This is a genomic window from Bosea sp. 685 (assembly GCF_031884435.1).
Classification (GTDB): domain Bacteria; phylum Pseudomonadota; class Alphaproteobacteria; order Rhizobiales; family Beijerinckiaceae; genus Allobosea.
This window is the reverse complement of the sequence record NZ_CP134779.1, coordinates 6,216,432-6,227,487: the sequence shown is the minus strand read 5'-3', so window position 1 is coordinate 6,227,487 and position 11,056 is coordinate 6,216,432. Positions and strand designations below refer to the sequence as shown.

Genomic DNA, 11,056 nt, shown 5'->3' with positions numbered 1-11,056 from the left:
GCCGGGCCTGATCCGATTTTGCCGATGCCGCCTGTCAGTAGCGGTAGAGTTCCGGCTTGAACGGGCCGGTCGGAGCCAGGCCGAGATACTTGGCCTGGGCATCGTTGAGCACGGTCAGCTTGGCGCCGACCTTGGCCAGATGCAGCGCCGCGACCTTCTCGTCGAGGTGCTTGGGCAGGGTGTAGACCTTGTTCTCGTATTTGGCGTGGTGGTTCCAGAGCTCGACCTGGGCCAGCGTCTGGTTCGAGAACGAGCAGGACATCACGAAGGAGGGGTGCCCGGTCGCATTGCCGAGATTCACCAGGCGGCCTTCCGAGAGCAGGATGATGCGCTTGCCGCCGGGGAACTCGACCTCGTCGACCTGCGGCTTGACGTTGTCCCACTTGAAGTTCTTCAGGCCGGCAACCTGAATCTCCGAGTCGAAATGGCCGATATTGCAGACGATGGCACGGTGCTTCATCGCGCGCATATGGTCGACGGTGATCACGTCGAGATTGCCGGTGGCGGTCACGAAGATGTCGGCGCGCGGAGCGGCGTCTTCCATGGTGACGACCTCATAGCCCTCCATCGCCGCCTGCAACGCGCAGATCGGATCGATTTCGGTGACGAGCACGCGGCAGCCGGCCTGGCGCAGCGAGGCGGCCGAACCCTTGCCGACGTCGCCATAGCCGGCGACGCAGGCGACCTTGCCCGACATCATCACGTCGGTGCCGCGGCGGATGGCGTCGACCAGCGACTCGCGGCAGCCATAGAGGTTGTCGAATTTCGACTTGGTGACGCTATCGTTGACGTTGATCGCCGGGAACGGCATGCGGCCGGCCTTGGCCAGCTCGTAGAGGCGATGCACGCCGGTGGTGGTCTCTTCCGAGACGCCCTTGATCGCGGCGCGCGTCTTGGTGAACCAGCCCGGATTGGCCTTGAGCTCGCGCTTGATCAGCTTGAAGAAGATCGTCTCTTCCTCATTGCCCGGCTTGTCCAGGAACTCGGCCTTGCCGGCTTCCGCCTCGGCGCCGAGGATGATCAGCATGGTCAGGTCGCCGCCATCGTCGAGGATCATGTTGGGCGTGCCGCCGTCGCCCCAGGTCGCGGTCTTGAGGACGTATTCCCAATACTCTTCCAGCGTCTCGCCCTTAATGGCGAAGACCGGAACGCCGGTCGCGGCGATCGCGGCGGCGGCATGGTCCTGGGTCGAGAAGATGTTGCAGGACGACCAGCGCACATCGGCGCCGAGTTCCGTCAGCGTCTCGATCAGCACGGCGGTCTGGATGGTCATGTGCAGGCAGCCGGCGATGCGCGCGCCCTTGAGCGGATTCTTGCCCTTGTGCTCGGCGCGGATCGCCATCAGGCCCGGCATCTCGTCCTGGGCCATGTTGATTTCCTTGCGGCCGTATTCCGCGAGGCTGATGTCCTTGACGATGTAATCGGTCTTCGACACGGGGGCTGCTCCACTGCTGGTTCTAGAATGACGGGCGGGTCTTTAGCAGCGCAGGCGGCGGAGCGCAATCAAAGATATAAAGATGTCTTTATGTCTTTGATCCGTTCGAGGAGGAGAGTCAGCGACGCAGGGCCGCTCCTGTTGGCCGGCGCTTTGCTGGGCTAGGAGGAGACAGCAGATTTTGCGCGACGCCTGCGACGCCACTTCGGAGACAGCCTTGTCCGCCACCGCCACCGCCACCGCCGCAGCCTTTCAGCCTTGCCCCGTGCTCGACGCCGCCGTCATCGCCCGCGAGGCCTTCGCCGTCTCGATCTTTGAGGCTCTGCGCGCCTTGAGCTTGGACGGGCCGGGCGTGACCCGAACCTCCTATATGGCGGGCGAGCAGGCAGCGCATGATCTGATCGCCGATCTGGCGCGCGGGCTGGGCCTTGCGGTCTCCGTCGATGCCGCAGGCAACCTGTCGGCGCGGTTCGCCGGCAGGCGGCCGGAGCTGCCGGCCTGGGTCAGCGGCTCGCATCTGGACTCGGTGCGCCAGGGCGGCAATTTCGACGGAGCGGCCGGGGTCATCGCCGGCTTGGTCGCGATCGCGGCGATGACCGATGCCGGGCTCCAGCCGGATTGCGACATCGTCCTGATGGCGTTCAGGGCGGAGGAGAGCAGCGCCTGGTTCGTCGGGCGCCATGGCGGCCATTTCGGCAGCCGCGCCGCGCTCGGCCGGCTCTGGGAGGGCGAACTCGACAGCGCGATCCATGTCGCGACCGGCCGTTCGCTGCGCGCGATGATCAACGAGGCCGGTTTCGATGCGGCCCGCATCGAGGCCGGGCCACCGATCCTGAACCCCGCCGATATCGCGGGCTATATCGAACTGCATATCGAGCAGGGGCCGATTCTGGAGAACCGCGCGCTTCCCGTCGGCATCGTCACCGGCATCCGCGGCGCCTATCGCGCCCGTACTGCCAGCGCGCTCGGCGCCTACTCGCATTCGGGAGCCGTTCCGCATGAATACCGCCAGGACGCCGTCTTCGCGACGGCCGATCTGGTGATGGCGCTGGACGGCGAGTGGGCCTGCCGCCGCACTGCGGGGGAAGACCTGGTGGTCACGGTCGGGAAATTCTCGACCGAGGCGGAGCTGCACTCGATCACCAAGGTGCCGGGCCAGGTCGATTTCGCGATCGACATCCGCAGCCAGGATGTGGCGGTGCTCGACGGCATGGAAGCTTTTCTGCGCGCGAGCGCCCGTGACATCGAGGCCCGGCGCGGCGTCTCCTTCAGGCTCGACCCGTTCGACCGGGCGACGCCCGGCTTGATGGATGCCGGGCTGGTCGCGGCGCTTCAGGCCAGCGCAAGCGGGTTGTCGATCCCGTTCCTGACCATGGCGAGCGGCGGCGGGCACGACGCCCAGGATTTCGCCGATGCCGGCATTGCGGCCGCGATGATCTTCGTGCGCAACGACAAGGGTAGCCACAACCCGGCCGAGGCCATGGCGATCGCCGATTTCATGCAGGCGACGCGTGTGCTGGCGAATGTCCTGTGCGCGATGACGGTGCCTGGATCGGCCCAGGCATGCCCGACCGGTTGATGGCGAACTACTCGCCCTCGCCGAACTTGTCAGCGACCAGCGCTTCCAGCGCCTTCAGCGCCTCTTTCGCCTCACGGCCCTTCGCCACCACGGTGATGGTCGAGCCGATGCCGGCTCCCAGCGTCAGGATGCCCATGATCGAGGTCGCACCGACCGTCTCGCCGCAGCGGGTCACGGTGATGTCGGCGTCGAAATTCGAGGCGCATTGCACGAATTTCGCCGTGGCCCGGGCGTGCAGCCCCTTCTTGTTGACGATCGGCAATTCGCAATAGAGCGAGCCGGTCGGGATCACCGGCTCGGGGCAGTCGCAATCCTCGTCGTCTTGCCTCTCATCCACCTGGCTGCTCGTCTTCATCTGGTCAGCGCCTATTTGCCGGCCAGAACGCGGCTGGCGACGGTGATGTATTTCCGTCCGGCATCCTGCGCGCTGGTCACGGCCTCGTCGAGGCTCTTTTCCTCGCGCACGCTGGCGAGCTTGATCAGCATCGGCAGGTTGACGCCGGCGACGACGTCGATGCGGCCCGGCTCCATCACCGAGATGGCGAGATTCGAGGGCGTGCCGCCGAACATGTCGGTCAGCACGATGACGCCCCGGCCGGTTTCGACCTCCTCGACGGCGGCGATGATGTCGCGGCGTCGACCCTCCATGTCGTCATCGGGGGCGATGGCGATGGTGGCGAGGTTTTTCTGGGGGCCGACGACGTGTTCGAGCGCGGCGCGGAATTCCGTCGCCAGATGCCCATGCGTCACGAGGACGAGTCCGATCATTCACTATGGCGCCTGGAGAGCGCGCGTGGCGCCCGGACAAGGTCGCGGTTTATGCGGCAGGTGCGAGATATGCGCAAGCCGGCGCGTTTAAAACTTGTCGAAATCCCGACTTAAGGCTGATCCAGAAACAATTTTAAGGCTGCCAGCACCAGCCTTTCGTCGCCCGAACGGCCCGCCAGCCTGAGGCGCGGCAGGTCGATGCCCGCCAATCGGTCGATCAGATCCTCCGGTTCGGGCATGCGCGCCGGTTCCTCCGCGAGCAGATCGACGATCAGCCGGACCTGGATCGCGGGCAGATAGGGCTCAGGCGTCAGGCCGAGCCCGCGCCGCTCGACGAGCCCTTCCAGCGGCGCGACCGGGCGGGCGAGCAGGCGGCCGGCATGGCCGGCGATCTCGGTGCGATCATCGGCCACCAGCCTGGCGAAGGATCCCGCTTGCGTGGCAGTCGCAATCAGCGCCAGCGCCAGCGTCGATTTGCCCGAACCGGACGGGCCGCGGATGAGAATGCCGGCCTCGCCGATCGCGATGGTGCTGGCATGGATGCGGCTGGCAGGTGTGCGGGTGGCAAGAATGCCGCTGGATTGCTCGCTCGTCGCGCTCATCGGCTTCAGGCCGCCAGCGGCACGGCCGGCAGCCGGACGATGAAGCGGGCGCCGATGCGCGGCTGTTCGCCGTCCCCGTCAGCCGGGCCGAGGCGGTTCTCGGCCCGGATCGAGCCGCGATGGGCCTCGATGATCTGGCGCGAGATCGAAAGGCCGAGGCCCGAATTCTGGCCGAAACCCTCATTGGGCCGGTCGGTGTAGAAGCGCTCGAAGACGCGCTCCAGCGCGTGGGGCTCGATGCCGGGGCCGTCATCCTCGACGGTGATCAGCACGTCGGCCCCTTCGCGCGACAGCATGACGCGCACCGGCTTGTCGGCCGGCGAGAAGGAGCGGGCATTGTCGATCAGGTTGACGAGAACCTGGCCCAGCCGTGAATCATGGCCCATCACCAGGAAGCCGTCGCGCCCGCCCGGCCTCTGGCCGCGCCGCTCAGTCTTGAGCTCGATGCTGGCGCGCGCCTCATGGCGGGTCTCGTTCTGCACCGAGACGACCGCATCGAGGACCTGCCCTATATCGACCGGGGCGGCGTCGTTGCGGGCGAGTTCGGCGTCGAGCCGCGAGGCGTCGGAAATATCCGAGATCAGGCGGTCGAGCCGGCGCACATCATGCTGGATCACCGCGAGCAGCCGGCCACGCGACTCGTTGGATTTGGCACGCGGCAGCGTCTCGACGGCGCTGCGCAGGGAGGTCAGCGGGTTCTTCAGTTCGTGGGCGACATCGGCGGCAAAACTCTCGATCGCCTCGATCCGGCTGTAGAGCGCCTTGGTCATCTCCCGCAGCGAGCCCGAGAGATGGCCGATCTCGTCATGCCGGCCGGCGAAATCGGGGATCTGCTCGCGCGATTTGACGCCCTTGCGGACGCGTTGCGCCGCCTCGGCGAGCTTGCGGATCGGCTCCGCTATGGTGCCGGCGAGCAGCACCGAGAGCACGATCATCACGCCGGCGGCCACCGTGAAGACCTGGAGGATCGCGTAGCGCTCGGAGGCGATGATGGCGTCGATGTCGCCGCCCTGCGTCGAGAGCAGCAGCACGCCCTTCAGCGCACGGAAGCGCTGCACCGGCACGGCGACGGAAACGATGGTCTGCCCGCGCGTGTTGACGCGCACGACGCTGGCCGGGGTGCCGTTCAGCGCGCGCGCCACCTCGGGATAGGACTTGCCGTTGGCGTTCTCGAAATCGTCATAGGTGGGAACATCGGCCCGGCCGAGCCGGTTGCGCAGCATGTTCCATGTGCGCTCCAGCAAGGGCGCCTCGTCGGGCTCGCCGACGCGCGGCAGATCGAGCCGAAGCACGTCGCCGCGCGAATAGAGATTGCGCGAATCCAGCGTCAGCAGCCCGTCCTTGTCGTAGACCCGCGCCCGCGTCTTGGTCGGCGTCACCAGCCGCCGCAGCAGCGGCGCGACTTTTTCGGGGTTGATCGAGAAATCGAGCGGGTCTTCGGGGATGCCGGCACTCTCGCCCGCCTGCAATTGGAGCAGCTTGTCGGGGTCGATGGTGATGGTGTCGGTCTCGACCGTCGCCGAGGCCGAGATCGCGCCGGCGATGATCTCGCCTTGCGTCAGCAGGCTCTGCACCCGCGATTCGATCAGACCCTCGCGGAACTGGTTGAGATAGAGGAAGCCCAGCAGCAGCGCGACGAGCCCCGCCAGGTTGAGGACGACGATGCGCCGCGTCAGGCTGGAGGCGGCGCGCGAGGAGATGGCGCGCAGGCTGCGCCGGCCGAAGACGGCCAGACGCTTGCGCAGCATGGGCGCGAAGCGCTGCGTGCGGATCACAATCCTGCGTTCGTCGTCGACCGTCGCCATAGGCCTCAAGCGCCCTGCATTTTCCTGAGCAGCCTAGTCCAAAGCCTTCATCCCGCGGAGCGATCCGGAGGATCGCGCCGCGAGGGACGGTTCAGTGAGCGCTGCCGCTGCGAAGTGGCGCATCGGTCGAGACGCCGCTTCGCGGTTCTCCGGGATGAGAGCTGAAACCCGTCCCCCGATGCTCAGCTTTCCTTGAAGCGATAACCGACGCCATACAAGGTCTCGATCATGTCGAAATCGACATCGACCTGATTGAACTTCTTGCGCAGGCGCTTGATGTGGCTGTCGATGGTGCGGTCGTCGACATAGACCTCGTCGTCATAGGCGGCGTCCATCAGGGCGTTGCGGCTCTTCACCACGCCCGGGCGCTGCGCCAGCGATTGCAGGATCAGGAACTCGGTCACGGTCAGCGTCACCGGCTCGTTCTTCCAGGTGCAGGTGTGGCGCTCCGGGTCCATGCGCAGCAGGCCGCGCTCGAGCGCCTTGGCGTCCTCTGGGCGGGCAGGCGCGCCGACATCCTTGGCGCCGGCGCGGCGCAGGATCGCCTTGACGCGCTCGACCAGGAGCCGCTGCGAGAAGGGTTTGCGGATGAAGTCGTCCGCGCCCATCTTCAGCCCGAAGAGCTCGTCGATCTCCTCGTCCTTCGAGGTCAGGAAGATCACCGGCAGGTCGGACTTCTGGCGCAACCGGCGCAGCAGCTCCATCCCGTCCATGCGCGGCATCTTGATGTCGAAGATCGCCAGGTCCGGTGGGTTCTGCTTCAGCCCGTCCAGCGCCGAGGCGCCGTCGGTATAGGTCATGATCCGGTAGCCCTCGGCTTCGAGCGCGATGGACACCGAGGTCAGGATGTTACGGTCGTCATCGACCAGCGCAATGGTTGGCATAAGCTCTTTGTCTCTTGGCCGCGTTGCAATAACTGGGTCCACTCTCGCGAGAGAGCGGCCAAACCGTGGCTGCAATCTAGCGATGGCGTGACAGTTCCGCTACCGTTTCATCAGAATAAGGCCGGAAAGGCGAAGAGGTTCCGTGGTGCAAGACCCCGTCAGGCTGGATCCAGACCCCGTCAGGCGGAATGAAGACCCCGTCAGGTCGAATAACGAGCCCGTCGGACCGACCGGAAACCCTGCCCGAACGACCAATCCGATCAGGCCTACCGATGAGACGGCGCGCGGGCTGGCGCGAAATCTCTTGCGTAGCGCGCGCTTCGGCTCGCTCGCGACCTTGGGTCAGGACGGCCATCCGGCCGCGACATTGACCAGCCTCGCCACCGACAGCGACGGCACGCCATTGATCCTGGTCTCGGCGCTCTCAGTCCATACCGGCAACCTGATCGCCGATCCGCGCGCCTCGCTCCTGATCGCGCCGGGTGGCAAGGGCGATCCGCTGGCCCATGCCCGCATCACGCTCAAGCTCAGGGCGCGGCGCATTGCGCGCGAGACGGAGGAGGGCCTGCGGATCCGCCGCCGCTTCCTGGCGCGCCAGCCCAAGGCTGCACTTTATGCCGATTTCGGCGATTTCTCGTTCTTTGCCCTCGGTATCGAGGCCGCGAGCCTGAATGGCGGCTTCGGCAAGGCCTATGAATTGGGGCCGGCGGATATCCTGAGCGAATCGACCCAGGCGCAGGCCCTGGCCGAGATCGAGGAGGGCGCGGTCGCGCATATGAATGCCGACCATGCCGAGGCGCTCAGGCTCTATGCGCGGGTGCTGCTCGGCGCGCGCGACGGGGCCTGGCGAGCGACCGGGCTCGATCCGGACGGGCTCGATCTCGCACTCGGCGATGCCGTGCTGCGGCTCGGATTTCCCGCTTCCGTGGATGGCCCGGCGAGTTTGCGAAAGATCTTGGCGGAGCTTGCAGCAAAGGCCCGCCAGCATCTTCCACAAATTCACCGGGCTTGAACCGGGTTTACCATTTCGGGCCATTTTAAACGTTTTAAAGAATTTTCTTCGGTTGAGGGCCTTTTCGACGGGTTGAGCCGGCGTCATCATGGGCCTAAGGAGCCTGCCACTTAAATTTTAAAGCCTGCCTCGTCTGCGCGACGATTTCTGGTCGCGTATCTTTAAAACAGCGCTTTTGCCTTGAATGGCATGCCTCGGGAGTATCCCAGTGGAAACCATTGGTCAGTTCAACGCCGCTCACGGCGCCGAAACCTTCGGCTTCCGCAAGCTGAAATCCCTGTCCTGGAACCTACAGGCGCCGCAGCTCTACGAGCAGGCCCTGAAGCGCGGCGAAGCCGGGCTGGCTGCAGGCGGCGCGCTCTGCGCCGATACCGGCACGCATACCGGGCGCTCGCCCAAGGACAAGTTCGTGGTGCGCGACGCCATGACTGAAGGCACGGTCTGGTGGGAGAATAACGGCGCGATGTCGCCCGAGCATTTCGAGGCGCTGCTGGCCGATTTCCTCAAGCATGCCGAGGGCAAGGAGCTCTTCGCGCAGGACCTTTATGGCGGCGCTGACCCGGTGCACCGTGTCAAGGCGCGCGTCTTCACCGAATTCGCCTGGCATTCGCTGTTCATCCGCAACCTCTTGATCCGGCCCGAGCTCGAGGAGATCGCCGGCTACGTGCCGGAGCTGACCATCGTCGACCTGCCGAGCTTCAAGGCCGATCCCAAGCGCCATGGCTGCCGCAGCGAGACCGTGATCGCGATCGATTTCACCCGCAAGATCGTGCTGATCGGCGGCTCGGCCTATGCCGGCGAGATGAAGAAGTCGGTCTTCACCTATCTGAACTACACGCTGCCGGCCAAGGGCGTCGTGCCGATGCACTGCTCGGCCAATGTCGGTTCAAACGATGATGCGGCGATCTTCTTCGGCCTCTCGGGCACCGGCAAGACCACGCTTTCGGCCGATCCCGACCGCACCTTGATCGGCGATGACGAGCATGGCTGGTCGAAGAACGGCATCTTCAACTTCGAGGGTGGCTGCTACGCCAAGACGATCAAGCTCTCGGCCGAGGCCGAGCCGCAGATCTTCGCCGCTTCGCAGCGTTTCGGCACGGTGCTCGAAAATGTCGTGCTCGACCCCTTCACCCGCGTCGTCGATTTCGACGATCAGAGCAAGACCGAGAACACCCGCTCGGCTTATCCGCTCGACTTCATCCCGAACGCCTCGCGCACCGGTCGCGCCGGCGTGCCCAAGAACATCGTCATGCTGACGGCGGACGCCTTCGGCGTGATGCCGCCGATCGCCAAGCTGACGCCGGCGGAGGCGATGTACCACTTCCTCTCCGGCTACACCGCCAAGGTCGCCGGCACCGAGCGCGGCCTCACCGGCGTCGAGCCGGAATTCTCGACCTGCTTCGGCTCGCCCTTCCTGCCGCGCCACCCGTCGGAATACGCCAATCTGCTGCGTGATTTCATCGCCAAGCACCATGTCGATTGCTGGCTGGTCAACACCGGCTGGACCGGCGGCAAATACGGTGTCGGCCGGCGCATGCCGATCCGTGTCACCCGCCGCCTGCTGACCTCGGCGCTGGACGGCTCGCTCAACCGTGCCGATTTCCGCCGTGATCCCTATTTCGGCTTCGCGGTGCCGACCTCGGTGCCCGGTGTCGAGCCGCATATCCTGTATCCGGTCAAGACCTGGCAGGATAAGGCCGAATTCGCCGAAACCGCCAAGCGGCTGGTCGGGATGTTCCGCGAGAACTTCAAGCGCTTCGAGGGCCATGTCGACGATGCGGTCAAGGCCGCGGCGCCGGTGAATTCTTTGGCGGCGTGAGCGCTTCCGGCTCCAGCTGTGATATGGGAAGGCGGCGATGAGCCGCCTTCTTCTTGTCACTGCCCAACTCCTGGCCACCCTGATCGTCCTCAGCGCGACGGCATGGGGTTCGGGCCTCCTGCTGTTTCGCCTGACCGGTACGGTCGCGACGCTGGCCGCCATCGGCTTCGGCCTTGCCGGTCTGGCTGGTGCGATCGGAATCTGGACCGGCGCGGCGCGCCTGCCGCTTTCCTTCGCGGTGCTGTTTCTCGGCCTGCTCGGCTGGTGGAACGGGATAGTGCCGTCGCACGACCGGGACTGGATTCCCGAACTCGCCAAGCTGCCGCAGATCACGCGCGAGGGCGAGACGATCACCGTCGGCAATCTGCGCGATTTCCGCTGGCGCACGGAGGCCGATTACGACCAGCGCTGGGAGACGCGCAGCTACGACCTGACCAGGATCGAGGGCGCGGACCTGTTCCTGTCCTATTGGTCGGGCGAGGCGATCGCCCATCTCCTGGTCAGCTTCACCTTCAAGGATTCGGTGCCGCTGACCTTCTCGATCGAGGTCAGGCGCGAGAAGGGCGAGGAGTGGTCTTCGCTCGCCGGTTTCTTCCGCAGCTATGAGATGGCCTATGTCGCCGCCGATGAACGCGACATCGTCGGCCTGCGCAGCCATGCCCGCAAGGAGGATGTCCGGCTGTTCCGGCTGGCCGCCACGCCTGCCCAGGCGCGCGACGTGCTCCTGGCCTATGTCGCCGACGTCAACCGGCTGGCGGCAACGCCGCGCTGGTACAATACGCTGACGACGAACTGCACGACGGTGGTCTACCATCTCGTCGGCACGGTCGCGCCCGGCTGGACGTTTTCGCTGCCGCTCGATCCGCGCGTGCTGCTGTCGGGCTATCTGCCGGGCTATCTCCAGCGCATCGGCGCGGTCAGGACCGACATCCCGCTCGACGAACTGGTCCGGCAGGGGCGGATCAGCGAGCGGGCGCGAACCATGTCGCTCGAAGATCCCGAGTTTTCGAAAAAAATCCGCGAAGGCGTGCCGGCCGGGCGGCCATAGGCCCAGAAGCACGCCGTCGTGCTCGGGCTTGACCCGAGCATCTCTTGCCGGAGGAGGCAGAGCATGTTCGCGATTCGGAGAAACGCGGACATGCTCGAGAACGA

Annotated in this window: 10 protein-coding genes; 4 read left to right on the top strand and 6 right to left on the bottom strand. The window is 65.7% G+C overall.

Features of this window, described 5'->3' with window-relative positions; translation table 11 throughout:
- Positions 1-34 precede the first annotated feature (34 nt).
- On the bottom strand, positions 35-1,435 hold the full coding sequence (ahcY, locus tag RMR04_RS30305; RefSeq protein ID WP_311912203.1) for an adenosylhomocysteinase: 1,401 nt from the start codon (positions 1,433-1,435) through the stop codon (positions 35-37).
- A gap of 217 nt (positions 1,436-1,652) precedes the next feature.
- On the opposite strand from ahcY, the gene RMR04_RS30300 reads away from it, so the two are divergent.
- The gene (locus RMR04_RS30300; protein WP_311912202.1) at positions 1,653-3,014 is read left to right on the top strand and encodes a hydantoinase/carbamoylase family amidase; all 1,362 of its coding nucleotides are present in this window, start codon (positions 1,653-1,655) and stop codon (positions 3,012-3,014) included.
- A gap of 7 nt (positions 3,015-3,021) precedes the next feature.
- On the opposite strand, the gene RMR04_RS30295 is transcribed toward RMR04_RS30300, so the two are convergent.
- From RMR04_RS30295 to RMR04_RS30275, 5 genes are all read right to left on the bottom strand, one after another.
- Positions 3,022-3,369, bottom strand: a complete 348-nt coding sequence (locus RMR04_RS30295) for an HPr family phosphocarrier protein (protein ID WP_311912201.1) — start codon at positions 3,367-3,369, stop codon at positions 3,022-3,024.
- Positions 3,370-3,380: 11 nt separating this feature from the next.
- Complete coding sequence (locus RMR04_RS30290; RefSeq protein WP_069689157.1) at positions 3,381-3,782, bottom strand: PTS sugar transporter subunit IIA; 402 nt, start codon at positions 3,780-3,782, stop codon at positions 3,381-3,383.
- 110 nt (positions 3,783-3,892) lie between these two features.
- Positions 3,893-4,384 (bottom strand): HPr kinase/phosphorylase, encoded by a 492-nt coding sequence (locus RMR04_RS30285; protein ID WP_311912200.1) that lies wholly within the window; start codon positions 4,382-4,384, stop codon positions 3,893-3,895.
- Between the two features lie 5 nt (positions 4,385-4,389).
- Entirely contained in the window at positions 4,390-6,189 is a 1,800-nt protein-coding gene (locus RMR04_RS30280) for a stimulus-sensing domain-containing protein (protein ID WP_410492172.1), read from the bottom strand.
- Between the two features lie 182 nt (positions 6,190-6,371).
- Positions 6,372-7,073, bottom strand: a complete 702-nt coding sequence (locus RMR04_RS30275; RefSeq protein ID WP_069689160.1) for a response regulator transcription factor — start codon at positions 7,071-7,073, stop codon at positions 6,372-6,374.
- Between the two features lie 304 nt (positions 7,074-7,377).
- Between RMR04_RS30275 and RMR04_RS30270 the strand changes: the two genes are divergently transcribed.
- The 3 genes from RMR04_RS30270 (at position 7,378) to RMR04_RS30260 (ending at position 10,952) form a co-directional block, all read left to right on the top strand.
- The gene (locus tag RMR04_RS30270) at positions 7,378-8,085 is read left to right on the top strand and encodes a HugZ family pyridoxamine 5'-phosphate oxidase (protein ID WP_311912199.1); all 708 of its coding nucleotides are present in this window, start codon (positions 7,378-7,380) and stop codon (positions 8,083-8,085) included.
- Positions 8,086-8,269: 184 nt separating this feature from the next.
- Complete coding sequence (locus RMR04_RS30265) at positions 8,270-9,904, top strand: phosphoenolpyruvate carboxykinase (RefSeq protein WP_410492171.1); 1,635 nt, start codon at positions 8,270-8,272, stop codon at positions 9,902-9,904.
- A 37-nt stretch (positions 9,905-9,941) separates the two neighbouring features.
- The gene (locus RMR04_RS30260; protein ID WP_311912197.1) at positions 9,942-10,952 is read left to right on the top strand and encodes an Lnb N-terminal periplasmic domain-containing protein; all 1,011 of its coding nucleotides are present in this window, start codon (positions 9,942-9,944) and stop codon (positions 10,950-10,952) included.
- Positions 10,953-11,056: the final 104 nt, after the last annotated feature.